General features: G+C 72.3%; 18 protein-coding genes and 1 pseudogene. 5 read left to right on the top strand and 14 right to left on the bottom strand.

Translation table 11 applies throughout. The features are described from left to right. Positions 1-18: 18 nt before the first annotated feature. The 11 genes from AMK21_RS11860 to AMK21_RS11810 form a co-directional block, all read right to left on the bottom strand. Positions 19-1,662, bottom strand: a complete 1,644-nt coding sequence (locus tag AMK21_RS11860; protein WP_234421906.1) for a DoxX family membrane protein — start codon at positions 1,660-1,662, stop codon at positions 19-21. Positions 1,663-1,849: 187 nt separating this feature from the next. Then, positions 1,850-2,806, bottom strand: a complete 957-nt coding sequence (rlmB, locus tag AMK21_RS11855; RefSeq protein WP_073877001.1) for a 23S rRNA (guanosine(2251)-2'-O)-methyltransferase RlmB — start codon at positions 2,804-2,806, stop codon at positions 1,850-1,852. 111 nt (positions 2,807-2,917) lie between these two features. Beyond that, a complete protein-coding gene (gene cysS, locus AMK21_RS11850; protein ID WP_073876999.1) occupies positions 2,918-4,318 on the bottom strand; it encodes a cysteine--tRNA ligase in 1,401 nt (466 codons plus the stop codon). 145 nt (positions 4,319-4,463) lie between these two features. Continuing rightward, positions 4,464-4,868, bottom strand: coding sequence for a PPOX class F420-dependent oxidoreductase (locus AMK21_RS11845; RefSeq protein ID WP_073876997.1), 405 nt, complete (start codon positions 4,866-4,868; stop codon positions 4,464-4,466). A gap of 80 nt (positions 4,869-4,948) precedes the next feature. Beyond that, positions 4,949-6,241, bottom strand: a complete 1,293-nt coding sequence (locus AMK21_RS11840; RefSeq protein ID WP_079181141.1) for an MFS transporter — start codon at positions 6,239-6,241, stop codon at positions 4,949-4,951. An 8-nt stretch (positions 6,242-6,249) separates the two neighbouring features. After that, positions 6,250-7,971, bottom strand: coding sequence for an ABC transporter permease subunit (locus AMK21_RS11835; protein ID WP_073876993.1), 1,722 nt, complete (start codon positions 7,969-7,971; stop codon positions 6,250-6,252). 4 nt (positions 7,972-7,975) lie between these two features. Next, positions 7,976-9,502: an ABC transporter substrate-binding protein gene (locus tag AMK21_RS11830; protein ID WP_073876991.1), complete on the bottom strand. Its 1,527-nt coding sequence runs from the start codon at positions 9,500-9,502 to the stop codon at positions 7,976-7,978. 31 nt (positions 9,503-9,533) lie between these two features. Next, positions 9,534-10,142, bottom strand: coding sequence for a GNAT family N-acetyltransferase (locus AMK21_RS11825; protein ID WP_073876989.1), 609 nt, complete (start codon positions 10,140-10,142; stop codon positions 9,534-9,536). A gap of 195 nt (positions 10,143-10,337) precedes the next feature. Further along, positions 10,338-10,853: a 2-C-methyl-D-erythritol 2,4-cyclodiphosphate synthase gene (ispF, locus tag AMK21_RS11820; protein ID WP_073876987.1), complete on the bottom strand. Its 516-nt coding sequence runs from the start codon at positions 10,851-10,853 to the stop codon at positions 10,338-10,340. Beyond that, a complete protein-coding gene (gene ispD / locus AMK21_RS11815) occupies positions 10,843-11,610 on the bottom strand; it encodes a 2-C-methyl-D-erythritol 4-phosphate cytidylyltransferase (protein WP_073876985.1) in 768 nt (255 codons plus the stop codon). The genes ispF and ispD overlap by 11 nt, the downstream gene beginning before the upstream one ends. Before the next feature lie 360 nt (positions 11,611-11,970). Then, positions 11,971-12,453 carry a CarD family transcriptional regulator gene (locus AMK21_RS11810; protein ID WP_006380568.1) on the bottom strand — a complete coding sequence of 161 codons (483 nt, stop codon included), beginning with the start codon at positions 12,451-12,453 and terminating at the stop codon, positions 11,971-11,973. 702 nt (positions 12,454-13,155) lie between these two features. On the opposite strand from AMK21_RS11810, the gene AMK21_RS11800 reads away from it, so the two are divergent. After that, complete coding sequence (locus AMK21_RS11800) at positions 13,156-13,827, top strand: DUF461 domain-containing protein (protein WP_073876983.1); 672 nt, start codon at positions 13,156-13,158, stop codon at positions 13,825-13,827. Between the two features lie 95 nt (positions 13,828-13,922). Here AMK21_RS11800 and AMK21_RS11795 read toward each other — a convergent pair whose 3' ends face one another. Beyond that, complete coding sequence (locus AMK21_RS11795) at positions 13,923-14,603, bottom strand: response regulator transcription factor (RefSeq protein WP_003968183.1); 681 nt, start codon at positions 14,601-14,603, stop codon at positions 13,923-13,925. Then, a complete protein-coding gene (locus tag AMK21_RS11790; protein WP_073876981.1) occupies positions 14,600-15,862 on the bottom strand; it encodes a sensor histidine kinase in 1,263 nt (420 codons plus the stop codon). The genes AMK21_RS11795 and AMK21_RS11790 overlap by 4 nt, the downstream gene beginning before the upstream one ends. A gap of 198 nt (positions 15,863-16,060) precedes the next feature. On the opposite strand from AMK21_RS11790, the gene phoU reads away from it, so the two are divergent. Both phoU and AMK21_RS35390 read left to right on the top strand, forming a co-directional pair. Then, positions 16,061-16,744 (top strand): phosphate signaling complex protein PhoU, encoded by a 684-nt coding sequence (phoU, locus tag AMK21_RS11785; RefSeq protein ID WP_073876979.1) that lies wholly within the window; start codon positions 16,061-16,063, stop codon positions 16,742-16,744. Positions 16,745-16,964: 220 nt separating this feature from the next. Continuing rightward, the gene (locus tag AMK21_RS35390; RefSeq protein ID WP_199863179.1) at positions 16,965-17,114 is read left to right on the top strand and encodes a hypothetical protein; all 150 of its coding nucleotides are present in this window, start codon (positions 16,965-16,967) and stop codon (positions 17,112-17,114) included. A gap of 115 nt (positions 17,115-17,229) precedes the next feature. On the opposite strand, the gene AMK21_RS11780 is transcribed toward AMK21_RS35390, so the two are convergent. Beyond that, positions 17,230-18,555 (bottom strand): MDR family MFS transporter, encoded by a 1,326-nt coding sequence (locus AMK21_RS11780; protein ID WP_073876977.1) that lies wholly within the window; start codon positions 18,553-18,555, stop codon positions 17,230-17,232. Positions 18,556-18,760: 205 nt separating this feature from the next. Here AMK21_RS11780 and AMK21_RS11775 point away from each other — a divergent pair, with 205 nt between their 5' ends. Beyond that, the gene (locus tag AMK21_RS11775) at positions 18,761-19,522 is read left to right on the top strand and encodes a phosphoglyceromutase (RefSeq protein ID WP_073876975.1); all 762 of its coding nucleotides are present in this window, start codon (positions 18,761-18,763) and stop codon (positions 19,520-19,522) included. A 211-nt stretch (positions 19,523-19,733) separates the two neighbouring features. After that, positions 19,734-19,814, top strand: a pseudogene (locus tag AMK21_RS35965) (cold shock domain-containing protein); the annotation flags it as partial. Between the last annotated feature and the right edge of the window lie 24 nt (positions 19,815-19,838).

Raw genomic sequence — 19,838 nt, 5'->3', positions numbered from 1 at the left:
GCGTTGCTGTGCCGTGCGTCAGCCGAGGAGGCCGCCGATGGGGTTGCGGCCGCCGCCGGTGGAGCCGCCGCCCGATGTGGTGCCTTCGCCGCCGCCGGTGGTGGTGGCGGGCGGGGCTTCGGGTTCCGAGCCGCCGCCGGTGGAGCCGTCTCCGCTGGTGGAGCCGGAGGAGGTGGGGCCGGCGCTGGTGGCGGCGGGGGGCTGCTGGGGGGTGGTCTGCTGCGGGGGTTCCTGACCGGTGCCCTGCGTCTGGCTGGGCTGGGCGTCGGTTCCGGTGCTCTGGCCGCCGCCGGAGTCGCGGGTGGCGCCGGGGGTGGTGGCCTGGCCGCCGGTGGCGGGGGTGGTGGCCTCGCCGGAGCGGGTGGGCTCGGGGCGGCGCTCCTGCTCCTGGGGGGTGCGGGAGGCCTGGCGTTCGCCGGTGGACTCCTGGGGGAGCGGCATGCCGGGGAGGCGGTTGGTGGGGTTGTCGTTGCGGCCGGGGACGGTGACGACCTCGGTGGAGCGGACGGCGCCGCCGAGGATGGAGCCGATGAGGAGGGTGAGGCCGATGACGACGCTGGCGATGACGGTTCCGCGGCGCAGGACGCGGCGGCGCAGGTCCCAGATCTCGGAGCGGGGGCCGAGCCTGCGCCAGGCTTCTCCGGCGAGGCGTCCGTCGACGGAGTAGACGGGGGCGCCCGCGATGATCAGGGGGCTCCAGGCGGCCAGGAGGATGATGTCGGGCGCGTCGTACACGGCGACGGTGCGCCAGCTGACGGTCACCAGGAGGGCGGCGGAGAGCAGGGCGCCGACGGAGGCGGCGACGCGCTGCCAGAGGCCGAGGACGGTGAGGACGCCGACGACGACCTGGAGGAAGGCGACGGTGAGTCCGGCGCCGACCGGGTGGGAGAGGGCGAAGTCGCGCAGGGGTTCGGCCAGGGCCCAGGGGTGGAGCGAGGTCAGCCACTTGACCATGGAGCCGCGTTCGCCGCCGTCGAAGTAGACGGGGTCGCAGAGCTTGCCCATGCCGGCGTAGATGGAGATGAAGCCGAGGAGTACCCGCATGGGGAACAGGACGACGCCGAGGTTCATCCGGTGGCCGGGGTAGTAGGCGTGCCGGACGGGGTCGTTGCCGTGGCGTCGGGCGCGGGCCTCGGAGGTCTCCTCGTCGTCGCGGTCGTCGCCGGTGCCGGGGGTGTCCGGTTCGAGGTCGACGGAGTCGTACGCGCCGACGGCCTGGCGCATGGGCGGCAGGAGGGGGCCGGTTCGGCCGGGCTGGTGCGGGGCGGTCAGTACGGGGTTGGGCTGCGTCTCCTCCAGGAGCGGGATGACCTGGGTCGCGCCCGCCGCGTGACTGTCCGCGGCCCCGGCGGTGAGCGCGGTGTCGAGGTGGCCCGCGGTGGAGTTGCGTACGGCCTGGAGGAGGCCGGTGGCGCCGGGGTCGCCCGGGGCCGATCTGCCGCTCCAGACGACCGGTGCCCGCCTGCGGCCGCCGCCGGCACCGCTCATGGCGGGGATGCGGGCCGTGTCCGCGAGACCGCGCAGCCGTGCGCGCTGGCCCGGGGCGAGCTGCACCCGGAAGCTGGCGTGGTTGACGATGACCTGCGCGGGGTCGCTGTCCACCTTGGTCATGCTCAGGGCGGGTTGCTCGTCGAACCGAGGCGTTCTGGTGTCCACACTCATCTAACCGAGTGATGGGTGGTTAGGACACTGCCTTGACGGGCCCGATGTGTCCGAGACCCGTCAAGATCCGGCCAAACTCGGGCATCCTGGAACCCTGTTCGGCGTTCGCGCGTCAACTCGGTGAGCGGGCCGCCCCGTTGCCGAGGTGGTCACCGCGCGAACGCCGTACGGGCTCGCCGGTACGCGGCTATGCGCGGCGGCGCGCCACCTCGTAGAGCACGATGCCCGCCGCGACGCCGGCGTTGAGCGATTCGGCGCCGCCCGGCATGGAGATCCGGACGCGGTAGTCGCAGGTCTCGCCGACGAGGCGGCCCAGGCCCTTGCCCTCACTGCCGATGACGATGACGACCGGACCGGCCAGCTGCTCCAGGTCCTCCACCGTGTGCTCGCCGTCGGCGGCGAGGCCGACGACCGTGAGGCCCGCCTTCTGGTAGCCCTCCAGGGCGCGGGTCAGGTTGGTGACCCGGGAGACCGGGGTGCGGGCCGCCGTACCGGCCGAGGACTTCCACGCTCCGGCGGTCATGCCGGCCGCGCGGCGCTCGGGGACGACCACGCCGTGGCCGCCGAACGCGGAGACCGAGCGGACGATCGCGCCGAGGTTGCGGGGGTCCGTGACGCCGTCGAGGGCGACGATCAGCGGGTCCTCGTTGTTGTCGTACGCGGCGGCGGTGAGGTCCTCCGGGTGCGCGTACTCGTACGGCGGGACCTGGAGGACGAGGCCCTGGTGGTTCAGGCCGTTCGTCATCCGGTCCAGCTCGGGGCGCGGGGCCTCCATCAGGTTGATGTTGCCGCGCTCGCCCGCGAGCTTGAGGGCGTCGCGGACGCGCTCGTCGTTGTCGATGTACTGCTGGACGTAGAGGGTGGTGGCGGGCACACCGTCGCGCAGGGCCTCGTAGACCGGGTTGCGGCCCACGACCATCTCGGAGGTGCCCTTCACGCCGCCGCGTCGGGGCGCGGGGCGGCGGGCCGCGGCCTGCTTGGCCTGGGCGCCGGCGATCCGGTTCTTCTTGTGTCCCTTGCGGGCGGAGGCGGGCGGCGTGGGTCCCTTGCCTTCGAGACCACGGCGTCGCTGACCACCGCTGCCGACCTGCATGCCCTTCTTGTTGGACGTGCGGCGGTTCCTGCGCTGGCTGTTCCCGGCCATGACCTACCTGTTCCTGTAAATCTGCGATCTACATGCGTATGCGGATCGTCTACGTCTCAGTGTGCCGCCCGGATCGCCGGGCGGCACCATTGCCCTGCTCAGAGGGTGCGCTCAGCGCGGTGCGAGCGTCCACCGCGGACCGTCGGCGCTGTCCTCGATGACGAGTCCGGACTGGTTGAGCTGGTCGCGGATGGCGTCGGCGGCGGCCCAGTCCTTGCGTTCGCGGGCCGACTGCCGCTGGTCGAGGACCAGGCGTACGAGGGTGTCGACGACGCCGTGGAGGTCCTCGCCCCGGTCGCCCTCGCCCGCCCAGTGCTCACCCAGCGGGTCGAGTCCGAGGACACCGAGCATGGCCCGGACCTCGGCGAGGCGGGTGACGGCGGCTTCCTTGTCGTCGGCGGCGAGCGCGCTGTTGCCCTGGCGGACCGTGGTGTGGACGATCGCGAGGGCCTGCGGCACGCCCAGGTCCTCGTCCATCGCCTCGGCGAAGGCGGGCGGCACCTCGGCGGCGGGGGCGACGACCTCCCCCGCCTTCTCGGTGACGCGCTGGACGAAGCCCTCGATCCGCGCGAACGCGGACTCGGCCTCGCGCAGGGACTCCTCGCTGTACTCGATCATCGAGCGGTAGTGGGGGGTGCCCAGGTAGTAGCGCAGGACGATCGGGCGCCAGTGCTTGACCATCTCGCCGACGAGGACGGAGTTGCCGAGCGACTTCGACATCTTCTCGCCGGACATGGTGACCCAGGCGTTGTGCACCCAGTAGTTGGCGAACGCGTCGCCGTACGCCGTGGCCTGGGCGATCTCGTTCTCGTGGTGCGGGAAGATCAGGTCGAGTCCGCCGCCGTGGATGTCGAACGCGGAGCCCAGGTACTTGTGCGCCATCGCCGAGCACTCCAGGTGCCAGCCGGGCCGGCCGCGACCCCAGGGGGTCTCCCAGCTGGGCTCGCCCGGCTTGGCCGCCTTCCACATGGCGAAGTCCCGCTGGTCGCGCTTGCCGGTCTCGCCCTCGCCGGAGGGCTGGCGCAGGTCGTCCAGCTCCTGGTTGGAGAGCTCCAGGTAGCTGGGGAGGGACCGGACGTCGAAGTAGACGTTGCCGTCCGCCTCGTAGGCGTGGCCGCGCTCGATGAGGCCGCGCATCATCTCGATCATCTCGGTGATGTGGCCGGTGGCACGGGGCTCGTAGGTGGGCGGCAGGCAGCCCAGCGCGTCGTAGCCGTCGTTGAACGCGCGCTCGTTCTCGTAACCGATCGACCACCAGGGGCGGCCCTGTTCGGCGGACTTCTTGATGATCTTGTCGTCGATGTCGGTGACGTTCCGGACGAACGTCACGTCGTAGCCGCGGTAGGTGAACCAGCGGCGCATGATGTCGAAGTTCAGCCCGGAACGGATGTGCCCGATGTGCGGTGCGGCCTGGACGGTAGCGCCACAGAGGTAGATCGAGACACAGCCCGCCGTGAGCGGGACGAAGTCACGGATCTGCCGGGCGCTGGTGTCGTGCAGGCGAATAGTCACGCCTCAAGGGTAGTAGGCCGACACCAGTGCCCCGCGACCCTTGGGCGATCGCGGGGGCAACTTTCTGATACCGGCCTGGTCGGGGAAGCCCCGCCGAGGGCTCTCGGGGGCTCTGTGGGGCTCTCGGGGGGCTCTCGTGGGCTCCTCAGATGCGGCCGACGACCTTGCGCGGGGTGATCCGGACCACGACCCGGGGGTCGTCCTGGGCGGAGTTCGGGTTGAACTCCGCGTACGGCTTGCCGGTGTACTTCAGCGACAGCTCGTCGATCAGCTCCTGGCCGCCCTCCGTGGTCAGCTCCGCCCGGCCGCGGATCTCGGCGTAGGTGTACGGGTTGTCGGCCGGCTGGACGACGACGGTGACGCGCGGGTCGCGGCGGAGGTTCGTCTCCTTGCGGCGGCCGACCGTGGTGGAGATCAGGAGGTCGTCGCCGTCGCGCTTCACCCACACCGGGGAGACCTGGGGGCTGCCGTCCGGCTGGATGGTGGCGATGTTGACGAAGACCGGGGTGTCGAGAAGGTTCTTGAGTTCGGTGGAGAGTGCGGCGGTCATGACGTACGTCCTCCTGAGTGGCCGGGTGGTCCGGTGTCGGTTGCCCTGCGGTCCTACCCCCCAACCTCGCGCCCCCTCTGTTACTTCCCGCGTCGCCCGTACTTCCCTCCGTGTCCCGCCGGAAGGGTGAACGCGAGGGCGGCTCCGGCCAACGGTACGGCGGCCAGCACGGCCCACAGGACCGGGGCGGGGGCGCCGAGGAGGGCCCCGGTGGCCGCGCTGCCGCCGAGGACCGCGAGGCCGGAGACGGAGGAGAGTGCTCCGGTGGCCAGCCCGAGCCGCCGGTCGACGACCAGGTCCGGCACCATGCCCCGGGCCGCGGGGACCAGCAGCATCTGGCCGAGGGTGAGCAGGACGACGAGGACCGCGCCGGGCAGCAGGCCGCCGGGCCCGCCGGGGGTGAGCGGTACGACGGCGAATCCGGCGGCGACGACGGTGAGGCCGGTGACCAGGGCGGTGCGCGGGGCCATCCGGTGCGCGGACCGGCGGGTCAGCGGCAGCTGGAGGGTGACGACGAGCAGCGAGGAGAGCGCGAAGAGCCAGCCGAGCGCGGCCTGCGAGCCGGTGGCGCGCTCCACCTCTGCGGGGAGGGAGAGGTAGAGCTGGTTGTAGGCGACGAGGTAGGTGCTGTACGCGAGGCAGAGGACGAGGAAGGGCCGGTTGGTGAGGACCGCCCGCCAGGAGGATGCCGCCGAGCAGGTCGTGGCGCTTTGGGCCGTACGGGTGAGGGCCCCGTTCTCTGCCTCCTCCCGGCGCGGCATCAGGCGGGCGTGTCCGGCGAGTACGGCGACGAAGACGAGGGCCCCGGCGAGGCAGGCGGCCCGGAAGCCGCCGCCGAGCAGCAGGAGCAGGGAGCCCAGCAGCGGCCCGAGGAACGCCCCGGCCTGTCCGGCGGCGGAGAACAGGGCGAGCACCTGGGCGCGCGGGGTGCCGGTGGTCTGCTCGTGGCGGACGGCCTCGCGGGCGGTCTCGGACTCGACGGCGGGCGAGAACAGGGCGGCGGCGAAGCCTATGAGGAGGACGGCCGCGATGACGGTGGCGGTGGAACCGGCGTACGCGAGCCAGCCGAAGCCGGCGATCCGCAGCGCGCAGCCCGCCAGGACGACCGGCCGGGGTCCGTAGCGGTCGGTGAGGGCGCCGCCGACGACGAAGAGGCCCTGCTGGCTGAAGGTGCGCAGGCCGAGGACGAGCCCGACGAGCCACCCCGCCATGGAGAGGCCGCTGCCGAGGTGGGCGGCGAGGTAGGGCAGGACGGCGAAGAAGCCGATGTTGAAGGCGAACTGGGTGGTGGTCAGGAGGCGGAGGTAGGGGGTGGCGGAGCTCGCGGTGCGGGGGCGTGCGCGGGTGCTCGTCCGGGGCTGCGCCCTCTCCACGCGCGCGCTCACTTCGCACCCGCCGGGGTGCGCCCGCGCGCGGCGGCCGAGGTGAGGACCGCCAGCGTGCCGAGGACGACGAGCGCGGCGGCGGGCGCGAGGACGGCCCAGGGGGCGCGTTCGGCGTACGGCATGTTCTCGGAGAGCATCCGGCCCCACTCCGGCGCGGGCGCCTGCGTGCCGAGCCCGAGGAAGCCGAGGGAGGCCAGGGCCAGCGCGAGGGCCGGGACGCGGAGCAGGGCGTGGCGGGCGACGGGCGGGAGGACGCCGGGGAGTACGTGGTGGCGGACCAGGCGGGCCCGGTCCGCGCCGAGGGCGACGGCGGCGGTGAGGTGGGGTGCGGCCTTCTCCTGGGCGTACAGGGCGGCGGTGTGGGCGGCGAGCGGCGCCCAGGCGACGGCGGCCACGGCGGCTGCGGCGCCCCAGGGGCCGGGTCCGGCGAGTCCCGCGACGACGAGGCCGGCGAGGACGGCGGGGAGCGCGTTGGCGGTCTCGGTGAGCGCTCCGGCGCGCACGGCTCCGAGGGCGAGGCCGAGGAGGAGGGTGACGGCTCCGACGGCGACGGCTGCCAGGGCGGTCCTGGCGGCCCCGTGGCCGAGGCGGGCGAGGACGTCGCGGCCGAGGTTGTCGGTACCGAAGGGGTGTGCGGCGGAGGGGCCGGCGAGGCGGGCGGCGGTGTCGACGTGGAGGGGGTCGCGCAGGAGGCCCGCGACGGTGACGGCGAGGAGGAGGGTGCCGAGGAGGACGGCGACGATCGTGAGCGCGCGGCGGCCGGGGAGCTCGGGGGTGACGAGGGTGGGCAGGGCGCGTTCGGTGAGGGCCGGGCCGAGGAGGGCGCGGGCGGCGAGGCGGGTGGCGAGCCCGGCGGCGATGCCGAGGAGGAGCAGGACGAGGACGCACGCCTGGAGGACGGGCAGGTCCTGGGCGAGGGCGGCGGCGAGCGCGGTACTCCCGAGCCCGGGGACGGCGAACAGCGTCTCGACGGCCACCGCTCCCCCGGTCAGCCCGACCGTGACCAGGCCCACCTGGGGCAGCAGCCCCGGCAGCGTACGGCGCAGGGCGTGGGCGGCGATCCGGCGGCGCGGCAGGCCGTGCGCGGTGGCGGCGCGGGCCCACGGTTCGGCGAAGGCGCCGGGCAGGGCGTCGTCCAGGAGGCGGCCGAGGAGGGCCCCGGCGGGGACGCCCATGGCGAGCGCGGGCAGCACGAGCTGGCCGGGCGCGCCCCAGCCGAGGGCCGGGAACCACCCCAGGTGCACGGCGAACACCGTCGCCAGTACGGCCGCGAGCAGGAATTCCGGCAGCGCGGCGAGCACCGCCGCCCCCACTCCGGCGCGCACCCGCACGACCCGGCGCGCGGCCCCGTGCCGGAGGGTCGGGGCGCTCAGTGCGAGGGCGAGGAGGAGGGCGACGGACAGCGAGACGCCCATCAGGGTCAGGGAGTTGCCGAGCGCGGCTGTGACGTCGGGGGCGACGGGCAGTCCGGAGACCCAGGACTCCCCCAGGTCACCCCGGAGCAGCCCGCCGAGCCAGGAGCCGAGGACGTGCAGGGGCCCGCCGTCGAGTCCGGTCTCGGCGCGGATGGCGTCGAGGGTCTCCGGGGTGGGCTCCCGGTCGGCGTACCGGGCGTGCAGGATCGTGCGGGCCGGGTCGGTGCGGGTGAGCCGGGGCAGCAGCCCGATCACCGCGACGACGGCGAGCAGCGTGACCAGCCGCCCGGCGAGGTACTTCACGCGCTCATCCGATGTGCGTGTCGGCGGTGATCAGGGTGCGCTCCATCGGGTCGAGGGCGACGCCTTCGACCCGGGCGTCGTCGTACCCCTGGATGAACCGCTCGTGGACGAGCGGGACGAGTGCGTCGGCGCCGAGGATCGCCGCCTCGGCGGTCATCTCGGCGCGGTGGCGGGCGTCGTTGTCGGCGAGGGAGGTGGCCTTCGAGACGGCCGTGTCGACGGGCTTCGCACAGAGCTGGCTGATGTTGAAGCTGCCGTCGCAGGTGAAGTCGGAGGCGAGGTAGGAGAGCGGGTCGGCGGTGTCGAGAAGGGTGTTGCGTGCCTGGAGGAAGGCGTCGAATCTCCCGCCGAGCGCGTCGGCCTCCATCTGCGCGTAGTCGCGGACGACCTGCTTCACCGTGAAGCCGCGTTTCTCCAGCTGCTGCTGGACGACGGTGGCGGCCTCGGGGAGTTCGGGCCGGTTGGTGTACGTGGCGAGGACGATCTCCTTCGTCTTCGCGACCTCGGCCGGGGCGGCGGCCTTCGCCCGTCCGGTCGGGGCGGTGCGCAGCTCGGCGGCCCAGCGGACGCCGGGGCCGAGGAGCCCCTGCGCGGTGTCGGCGCGGCCTTCGTACACGCCGTCGGCCAGGGTCTTGGAGTCGATGGCCTCGCGGGCGGCGGCGCGCATCGCCGGGTCGGCGAAGACGCCGCGCTCGGTGTTGAGGGAGAGGCCGCTGGTGCGGGCGGTGGGGAACTCGTGGACCAGGTTGTCGCCGAGGAGGGCGGCCTGCGAGATCGGTACGTACTCCGCGATGTCGACGTCCTTGGTGCGCAGCGCGTTGGCGCGGGCGGTGCCGTCGGCGACGAACTTCACGTCGATGCCGGGGGCCTCGGCCTTGGTGCCCCAGTAGGTGTCGTTGCGCTCCAGGGTGGCGCTGACCGCGCCGTTCACCTTGGCCAGGGTGAAGGGGCCGGTGGCGTGCCCGGCGGGGTCGACCTTGCCGTTGCCCTTGTAGGCGGCGGCGGAGAGGACGGCGAGCGAGGGGTTGGCGAGCCGCTGGGGCAGCAGCGGGTCGGCGGTCTTCGTCGTGACCCGTACGGTGTCGGCTCCCTCGGCCGTCGCGGTGAGCGTGGAGTCGGAGAGCACCCGAGGCTTGGGTGAGGCCTTCTGGGCGGCGGCCAGCGAGCGGACCACGGCGGCCGCGTCGACCTGCGTTCCGTCCTGGAAGGCCGCCTTCCGCAGGGTGAACTCCCAGGCCAGGTCGCCGTCGCGCTTCCAGGCGGTGGCGAGGGCGGGCTTGGCGTCGCCGTTCTTGTCCAGGCTGGTCAGGCCTTCGACGACGGCGAGGCGGCCGAGGGTGACGGCGTCGTCCCCGTACGGCGACATGGCCTGGGCGGGCGGGAAGGCCATGGCGACCTTCAGCCGCTGGTCCCCGCCGGACGCGCCGGAGCCGCCTGCCCCGCCGGAGGAGCAGGCAGTGGCGGCTGGGACGAGGAGTGCGGCGGCGGCGAGCGGCAGGGCGACGCGGCGGCGGGGGGAGGTGCTGGGCATGCGGGCGACCCTACATGAAAACGATTGTCATCTAACCGGCGGGGTGGGTGCCCGCGCGACGGCCCAGCAGCGGCACCGGCAGCTCGAAGTGGACGATCCCCTGCCCACCGCCCGGCAGCCCGCGCTCGTCGCACACCTCGCGGGCGAGCGAGCGCCAGAACGGCTCGGCGCCGGAAACGGCCGGGTCGGTGTGCAGGTACAGGGCGTCGTAGCCACCCACCCGCGCCGCGAACTCCCCTAGCTCACGCACCAGTTGACGGGCCAGCCCGTGCCTGCGGTGTTCGGGGCGCACATAGATCCGGCAGAGCTGCGCGGTGGTCCCGGAGGGGAAGCGGTCGGCCACCCACCACGGATTGGGCGGGGCCTGCGGCCCCCGGTCGCGTACGGCACCGGTGGCGACGATCTCCCCGCCGTGCTCGACGACGAGCAGCGTGCAGCGCTCCGGGCGGAGGTAGGCGCTCGCGGGGTCGATGATGTCGGCGTGCCAGCGGGGTACGTAGCCGGAATTCAGGTCGCGGTAGACGGTGTCGAGCATCACGGCCCGGGCGCCGCCGAGGTCGTCGGTGGTGGCGGTGCGCAGGACGTACCCGGACGCTTCGCCCCTGGGGCCGGCTTCCGCCCCGGCCACCGCCGTGGCCATGCTCGCAGCGCTCGCCCCAGCCGTCGCGGCCGCCACACCCGTCGCGCTCGTCACCGGGGATCACTCCTGCCTCGTACGGCACATCGCTTGCGGTATCAGCGTACGTGCAAGCGATGTGCAGTAAGGCGCGGGGGCGGCCCCCGGCGCGCGGGCCTGCGAACGGCCTTATGGCGGGCCCCCACGGACCCGGCCAGGTCAGCTCGCCCGGTAGACCAGCGCCGTCGCGATCCCGGCGAGGCCCTCGCCGCGGCCGGTGAAGCCGAGGCCGTCCGAGGTGGCGGCGGAGAGCGAGACCGGGGCGCCGACGGCGGCGGACAGCACTTTCTGCGCCTCGTCGCGGCGCTTGCCGATCTTGGGGCGTACGCCGACGACCTGGACGGCGATGTTCCCGATCTCGTACCCCTCGGCGCGGACGATCCGGGCGGCCTCGGTGAGCAGGGTCACGCCGGCGGCGCCGGACCACTCGGGGCGGCCGGTGCCGAAGTGCCGCCCGAGGTCGCCGAGGCCGGCTGCGGAGAAGAGGGCGTTGCAGGCGGCGTGCGCGACGACGTCGGCGTCCGAGTGGCCGGCCAGACCGGGGCCCTCGCCCTCCCACTTCAGGCCCGCGCACCACAGCTCGCGGCCCTCCTCGAAGGCGTGGATGTCGGTGCCGATCCCGACGAGCGGGATGACGGGGGCGCCGGGGGCTGCGGCGGGGGTCTCAGAAGCCATCGTGGGCCCTCCTGCGGGCGAGTACCGCTTCGGCCAGCACCAGGTCGAGCGGCCGGGTCACCTTGAACGCCTCCTCGTGGCCGGGGACGACGACGACCGGCGTGCCGAGGCGTTCGACCATGCCCGCGTCGTCCGTGGCACCCTCGCCGTCGAGCGCGACCTCGGCGTGGGCCCGTACCAGCGTGTCCCGGTCGAAGCCCTGCGGGGTCTGCACCGCGCGCAGCCTGGCCCGTACGGGGGTGGAGAGCACCGGCTCGGGCTCCCCGGCCACCTCGGCGGGTTCGACCTCCTTGACGGTGTCGGTGAGCGGCAGGGCGGGAACGACGGCGGCCGCCCCGTTCCGTACGGCTTCGACGACCGCGTCCACCGTGTCGACCGGCACCAGCGGGCGGGCGGCGTCGTGGACCAGGACGACGGCGATGTCCTCGGGCAGCGCGTCGAGGCCGAGGCCCACCGACTCCTGCCGGGTGTCACCACCGGGAACGACCAGGTAGTCGGTGCGCTCGGGCAGGGCGTGCTCGTCGAGGAGGTGCTTCACCTCGGGCGCGCCGTCCGGCGGGGCGACGACCACGACGAGGGAGACGGCCCGGGAGGCCGCCATGGCGCGTACCGCGTGGATGAGCATGGGCGTGCCGCCGAGCGCCCGGAGGGCCTTGGGCGCGCCCGGTCCGAGCCGTATGCCCCGCCCGGCCGCGGGGATCACCGCCGCGGTACGCGGGGGGCGCGGCCGGTCGGGCGTGGGTGGCGTCGAGGTCATCGATTGCACTCCGAAGGTCCGGGGGGTTCGGCAGGTTTGTTTCGACGGGCGACGTGGGTAGGGGCCCAGCAAGCCGGGCGCGACGCCCTGACTTGAACCGGGCCCCTTCCGTGACCCCCGGTCGAGCGGAGTCGCAGCGGCGATCAACGGTACGGCCGGTGACGATACGGCGGGTGGAGGTGCGTTCGGCGCATCGCCGTCGCCGCGTACGCACGAACGAGAGCCGTCGCCGGGTGAGGGAATCGCCGGAAGTCGGGCTCGCGATCCGGATCCGGACATGCCGCAGGGCCCGACGACACACCGTACAAACGGCTGGTCAGCGGGCACCGCGGCACATTCTTACGACCGGTGCGATCCGGCTCAGGACGCGAGGACCTCGTCGAGAAGGGCCTCTGCTTTGTCCTCGTTCGTGTTCTCCGCGAGAGCGAGCTCGCTCACCAGGATCTGGCGGGCCTTGGCGAGCATGCGCTTCTCTCCGGCGGAGAGACCGCGCTCGCGCTCACGACGCCACAGGTCACGCACGACTTCCGCGACCTTGATGACATCGCCCGAGGCGAGCTTTTCCAGATTTGCCTTGTAACGCCGGGACCAGTTGGTCGGCTCTTCGGCATACGGTGCGCGAAGCACCTCGAAGACCCGGTCCAGCCCCTCCTGCCCGACCACGTCGCGCACGCCCACGAACTCCGCATTGTCCGCCGGCACACGAACCGTCAAGTCGCCCTGGGCGACCTTGAGCACCAAGTAGGTCTTGTCCACGCCTTTGATCTGGCGAGTTTCGATAGCCTCGATCAGCGCGGCCCCGTGATGGGGATAGACCACGGTGTCGCCAACCTTGAACGTCATGTGACAGGTACCCCTTCCGTGGCTATCCAGAGTAACACGAGAATCGCCTCTCCTGAATGGCGTTTTCGCAGGTCAGGGCATATCTCAGGGCTTGACAACAGCAACATGGACGTGCTGCGGAAGGCTTCCGGAAGACGGTATTCGCAGGTCGGAGCGGCTGCGCGACCGAGGGGAAACACTCGCGTCACACAGCCCGGAAGCCCCACAGAAGAGGGCGAAAGTCCCGTTTTGTCGGTTCCAGATGGTGAACTTTACCTACTCCGTTCGGTCACCGACCACCCGTACGGATGTAAGTGCGGGTGCCCAATGAAATTGATCAAGACCCGCACCTCATGACGTCCTCATGACGTCTCTCACCGCGCCACTCATGGCCCCTCTCGCGACGCCTTTCGCGGGGAATGCGCCCGGCCGGAGGAATTGATCACCGCGATTATGTGAACGGCACGTGGCACGTCGGCACCGTTGCGGCCATACCTCCCGCCCCGCCTCACGCCGGGTTCCCGGGAAGCGCTCCCCGGGAAGAGCCACGCCCGTTAGAGGCGGGTCGGGTGTGGGGCGGGAGTGGTGGCTCGGTAGCCTAAGGCCGCTGACACACCCTTAGGGCGGCTTTACCTCACCCCTTCCCGTCCGTCCGCGGGGCGCTCAGCCCAACGCCCGACGTCCGAAGTCCGCAGTCCGATCGTTCAAGGAGTTGCCGCCGCCGTGAGCCGCAGCCTTCGACACGGCGCCCTCGCCGCCACTGCCATCGCGTTCTCGATCGTCTCCCTGTCCGCCTGCGCGGCGGGCAACAACGCCGAGACGCTCAAGGTCAGGCCGGACAACGCGGCCACCTCGGTGGGCACCATCAAGATCCAGAACGCGAACGTGATCACGCAGGCCGAGCCCGAGGCCGAGGGCCCCGCCGCCGTCGCCGCGACGCTGTTCAACGACGGCACCGAGGACGAGATCCTGGAGAGCATCACGCTGCCCGGCACCGACGTCCCGGTGAAGCTCCAGCCCGCGAAGGGCACGGGCCCCGTCGAGATCCCGGCCGGCGGCCGCGTCGTCCTCGGCGGCAAGGGCAACGCCTCCGCCGTGATCGAGGGAGGCCGCGAGGCCGCCCAGGACGGCAACGTCCAGCAGGTCGTCTTCAAGCTGAGCCGCACCGGCGACGTCGGCCTCGGCGCCGCCGTCGTCCCGGCCACCGGCTACTACAAGGACTTCGGTCCCAGCGCGCTGCCCGAGGCCCCGGCGGCCACGCCGAGCGGGACGCCGGAGGCCGGTGGCTCCGAGACGCCGGGCGCGCCGTCCGGCGAGACCCCGGAGTCCCCGGCGGCCGGTACGGAGCAGCAGGACGGCACCGAGGGCTCCACGGAGACCGGGACGACCGGCTGACGCCACCCGCGTACGTACGGAAGACGCGCAGACACGCGAAGGGGCGCTTCCCGGCCGGGAAGCGCCCCTTCGCGTAGGAGCCGCCGTCCTACGGTTTACGGCTCGAACTTGTACCCGAGGCCCCGCACCGTGACGAGGTAGCGCGGCGCTCCCGGGTCGGGCTCGATCTTGGCGCGCAGGCGCTTGACGTGGACGTCGAGGGTCTTGGTGTCGCCGACGTAGTCCGCGCCCCAGACCCGGTCGATGAGCTGCATACGGGTGAGCACGCGGCCCGCGTTGCGCAGGAGCATCTCCAGGAGGTCGAACTCCTTGAGCGGGAGGTCGACCTTGCCGCCGGAGACCGTCACCACGTGCCGGTCGACGTCCATCCGGACCGGCCCCGCCTCCAGGGCGGCCGGGGTGACCTCCTCCGGCTCCCCGCGGCGGCGCAGGACGGCGCGGATGCGGGCGACGAGCTCACGCGAGGAGAACGGCTTGGTGACGTAGTCGTCGGCTCCTATTTCGAGACCGACGACCTTGTCGATCTCGCTGTCCTTGGCGGTGACCATGATCACCGGAACGTTGGACCGGCTGCGGAGCTGGCGGCACACCTCGGTGCCGGGCAGCCCGGGCAGCATCAGGTCGAGCAGGACGAGGTCGGCGCCGTTGCGCTCGAACTCGTCCAGGCCGTCGGGGCCGGTCGCGGCGATCGCGACCTCGAAGCCTTCCTTGCGCAGCATGTAGGACAGGGCGTCGCTGAAGGATTCCTCATCCTCGACGACAAGCACTCGGGTCACGGAAGAGCCTCCGGGGCAGGGAAGGGGTCATAGGAGTCGGTCTCGAACGGTCCCTTGTCGTCGCCCTCGACGATAAGGGGTCCGCCGGTGGTGCGCTCCCTCACGGCGCCCGATTCGGGCAGCCGGAGGGTGAAGGTGGAGCCCTGTCCCTCGGAGCTCCAGACGGTGACCTCCCCGCCGTGCGAGGCGGCCACGTGTTTGACGATGGCGAGGCCGAGACCGGTGCCACCGGTGGCCCGTGAGCGGGCCGGGTCGACGCGGTAGAACCGCTCGAAGACCCGCTCGCGGTCCTTCTCCGAGATGCCGATGCCCTGGTCGGTCACGGCGATCTCGATCAGGTTTCCGCCCGGCCCGGCGGTGCGGCGGGCCGCGATACCGACCCGGGTGCGGGCGGGACTGTAGTTGACGGCGTTCTCGACGAGGTTGCCGAGCGCTCCGACGAGCTGACCCCGGTTGCCCCAGACCGTGAGGCCCTCGGTGCCGCCGGAGGCCATGGTGATCTGCTTGGAGCCGGCCTGCTGGCGGCAGCGGTCGATCGCCTCGGCGACGAGCACCTCCACCTTGACCGGCTCAGCGTCCTCCAGCGGGTCGTCGTTCTGCACCCGGGAGAGGTCGATGAGCTCCTGGACGAGGTTGGTGAGCCGGGTCGCCTCGATCTGCATGCGTCCGGCGAACCGCTCCACCGCCTCCGGATCGTCGGAGGCGTCCATGACCGCTTCGGAGAGCAGGGAGAGCGCTCCCGTGGGGGTCTTGAGCTCATGGCTCACGTTGGCGACGAAGTCGCGCCGTACCGCTTCGATCCGGCGGGCCTCGGTGAGGTCCTCGACCAGCAGCAGCACCAGCCGCGAGCCCAGCGGGGCGACCCGGGCGGAGACCGCGAGGGTGTCCCCCCGGCCGGTGCCGCGCCGGGGGAGGTCCAGCTCGCCCTGGCGTATCTCGCCGTCGCGGCGGGTGTCGCGGGCCATGTTGAGCATCGGCTCGACGGCCAGGCGGCCGCCTCTGATCAGGCCCAGCGCATACGCGGCGGAGCTGGCCTTGACCACGCTGTCGCTCTCGTCGAGCACGACGGCGGAGGAGCTGAGCACGGAGAGGACGGTGTCCACTCCCGGCGGGAGGGCGGCGTTGCTGTCCGGCCGCAGGGACGTACGCGTGGGCCGTTTCAGGTCGCGCTCGCTCCAGCGGAACGCCAGCATGGCGATCACGCCGGTACAGAGCCCGGCGATCGCTGCAGCTGCGGCGACCGCCGCGTTCACGTCCATGCTTCAAGGTTATGCGGGTGCGCCGACACTCTCCCAGCCGTCCGAGTGCCATCTCGAACACTCGTCGCCCAGAGTTCACCGAGGGGATGGAGCCGGTTCACTTAGGGGGCCGGATACGGACGCGTTGCGGCCGCACCGTGTAACCGTGGGGGTCGGTCCGAGACCCCGGCCTCAGTCTGGAACTAAAGAGGGACTTCCATGCGCGACGCTTACCACGAGGAACTCGACTCGATCGGAGAAGGCCTGGTCGAGATGGCCCGGCTGGTCGGATCGGCGATCGGACGGGCGACCACGTCCATGCTCGACGCCGACCTGAAGCTCGCGGAGAGCGTGATCGCCGGCGACCAGAAGGTCGACGACCTCCAGCACGACCTGGAGGCGCGCGCGATCGCCCTCCTCGCCCGTCAGCAGCCGGTGGCGACCGATCTGCGGATCGTGGTCACCTCCCTGCGGATGAGCGCCGACCTGGAGCGCTCCGGCGACCTCGCCCAGCACGTGGCGAAGCTGGCCCGGCTGCGTTTCCCGCAGTCGGCGGTCCCGCACGACCTGCACGCCACCATCCTGGAGATGGGCCAGCTCGCCCAGCGGCTGATGGCGAAGGCGGCCGAGGTCATCATCACCAAGGACGTCGATCTGGCGCTCCAGTTGGAGCAGGACGACGACGAGATGGACCTGCTGCACCGCACGCTCTTCCAGCACCTGATGGACGACCGCTGGAAGCACGGCATCGAGACGGCCGTCGACGTGACGCTGCTGGGCCGCTACTACGAGCGCTTCGCGGACCACGCGGTGTCGGTGGCCAAGCGCGTCGTCTACCTGGTGACGGGGGAGCACGCGGACGAGATCCAGGCGGCGGCGGCGACGCCGCCGGAGGGCTCGTAGCCGTTACGCGGAGGTGTGCGGGACGTCCGTACGCTCCCGGCGCACGCGCGTCGCACATGTGTTCCCGTCTGTGTGCGCCGTTGATGCGCCGGGCGGGATGGGCATGCAATGGGGCGGGGACGGCGCCAGGGCCGTACGCGGTACGTACGGCCCTGCCGTCACGTCCCCGGCGGCGGCGCAGCGGCGTCCACCGCCCAGCCGTACGCCCTGAGGAGGGACCATGGCCGATTCCCCCACGACCCAACCCCAGCTGGAGACCCCGACCGAAGTGGTGCACCTGACCGTGCTCGGCGCCTGCGGCTGCGGCTCGGGCTGCGGGTGCGGCTGCCAGTCCGGTGCTCCGTGCCAGTGCGGCGGCTGCTCGGGCTGACGCGCGCCGCGCGTCTCGTACAGCGTTCGCCGCGCGTCTCGTACAGCGTTCACGGACGGCGCCCGCCCGGAGAGTGGTCCGGGCGGGCGCCGTCGTCGTTCTCCCGGTGCCGGGCTCAGCCCGCGCGCTCGATCGCCGGCGCCGGGTCGGGCTCGGCCTGGTCCGGCCGGGCCTGGGCGGGTACGGGGGCGGGCTCGAGGACGGCCTCGTCCGCGAGGGTCTCCTCACGGGGCAGGTTGCGCATCAGCAGCCAGTAGCCGAGACCGGCGACCGTACCGATCACCGCGCAGGCGCCCCAGAGCCAGGCGGCGCCGTAGTGGTCGATCACGAAACCGGACATCAGGGGCGCGACGAGGGCCGCCACCGACCAGGACATCGTGTACATGCCCTGGTAGCGGCCCCGGCCCTGAGCCGGCGACAGCTGCACGACCAGACCCGTCTGGGTGGGTGCGTTGACGATCTCGGCGAGGGTCCAGACGCAGACCGTCAGGGCGTACACGGCGACGGACCCGGCGAAGGCGGTCAGCCCGAAGCCGTACCCGGCGAGCAGCGAGGAGATGATCAGCAGCCGGCGCGGGTCGCGGTGCTGGATGAAGCGGGTGACCGGGATCTGGAGGGCCACGATCAGGACGCCGTTGACGGCGATGGCGGTACCGAAGTCGGAGCTGGAGAGCCCGTCCGCCCCCATCGCCACCGGGAGCCCCACGTACCCCTGCTGGAAGATCAGTGACACCAGGAACGACAGCCCCACGACCCCCATGAAGCGCCCGTCGCGCAGAACAGTGGTGATCCGCACCTCGTCCTTGGCCCGCTTGCCGCCGGCGGTCTTCACCGGGGCGGCCTGCGCGGGCCGCGACTCCGGCACCTTCAGGAAGACGACGACGGCGCACGCGAGCATCATCAGGGCCTCGCCGAGGAAGCCGGCGAGATAGCTGTACTCGGCGATGAACCCGGCGCCGGCGGAGGAGATGGCGAACCCGAGGTTGATGGCCCAGTAGTTGAGGGAGAAGGCCCGCACACGGTCCTTCGGGGGCACGATGTCGGCCATCATCGCCTGGACGGCGGGCCGCGAGGCGCTGCTCGCCATGCCGACGAAGAACGCGACGGCTGCGATGGCGACCGGGTGCTCCATGAACCCGAGCACCGCCACGGAGACGGCCATCGACAGCTGCGCGATCAGCATGGTGGGCCGCCGCCCCAGCCGGTCGGTCATCACTCCGGCGCCGAGCGAGGAGATGACCCCGCCGAGCCCGTGGAGGGCGGCGACGAGACCGGCGTACGAGGCCGAGTAGCCCCGGTCCAGGGTCAGATACAGCGCCATGAACGTGGCGACGAAGCCGCCGAGCCGGTTGACCAGCGTGCTGAGCCAGAGCCACCAGAACTCCCGGGGCAGGCCGGAGACGGTCTCACGGGCGGCGGTTCTGAGACCGGCGACGGACATGCGGTTCCCCCCACAGGACGTACGGACAAGGCGCACCGGGTAAGAGTCCCGATGGCAGTCCGAACATTACGAATCCGGGGTTCCCGTCCGCCACCCGATTGACGCCGACCGTCAATCGTCACCTCGTCGGGCGCTTCCGCGGGTGCCCTGTCCGCTACGCGGGCGGGCGCGCGGAGGGCGTGCGGGTTCGATTACGCTCGGACTCATGGCCGACGCACCGTACAAGCTGATCCTCCTCCGCCACGGCGAGAGCGAATGGAACGCGAAGAACCTGTTCACCGGTTGGGTGGACGTCAACCTCACCGAAAAGGGCGAGAAGGAAGCAGTCCGCGGCGGTGAGCTGCTCAAGGACGCCGGTCTGCTCCCCGACGTCCTGCACACCTCCCTCCAGCGCCGCGCGATCCGCACCGCGCAGCTGGCCCTGGAGTCCGCCGACCGCCTCTGGATCCCGGTCCGGCGCTCCTGGCGCCTGAACGAGCGCCACTACGGCGCCCTCCAGGGCAAGGACAAGGCGCAGACGCTGGCCGAGTTCGGCGAGGAGCAGTTCATGCTCTGGCGCCGCTCGTACGACACCCCGCCGCCGCCGCTGGACCGCGACTCCGAGTACAGCCAGTTCGACGACCCGCGCTACGCGACCCTCCCGCCGGAGCTTCGCCCGGACACGGAGTGCCTGAAGGACGTCGTCGTCCGGATGCTCCCGTACTGGTTCGACAGCATCGTCCCCGACCTCCTCACCGGCCGCACGGTCCTGGTGGCCGCCCACGGCAACAGCCTCCGCGGCCTGGTGAAGCACCTGGACGGTATCTCGGACGAGGACATCTCGGGCCTCAACATCCCGACGGGCATCCCGCTCTCCTACGAGCTGGACGCCGACTTCAAGCCGCTGAAGCCGGGCGGCACGTACCTCGACCCGGACGCGGCGAAGGCGGCCATCGAGGCCGTGAAGAACCAGGGCAAGAAGAAGTAGGTTTCGCGATCATGCCCCCGACCTGCGCATACGGCGCGGGGCGGGGGCATTCTCACGGCTGAGCCCACTGTGGGACCTCGACGCTGCGGATCCTGCGGCGGCCGGAGTGCCTGTCCGCGGGCCAGGGCGATGCCGGAGGCGTCAGTGGATGAGGACAGGGCGCATAGGGTTCGGGCATGGTGACTGCGACGGTTCGTGAGTGGACTGACGCGACCTCACCTGGGAAGCCCCCGGGTTCCAGCAGGACGGGTACGGCTACCGGGCCCTGAGCATCGTGCCCCGGGCTGCGTGACCTCCCTCGGCGTCCGGAGAGCAG

The organism is Streptomyces sp. CB00316, from assembly GCF_001905595.1.
GTDB lineage: Bacteria > Actinomycetota > Actinomycetes > Streptomycetales > Streptomycetaceae > Streptomyces.
This window is presented reverse-complemented; position numbering and strand designations above follow the sequence as displayed.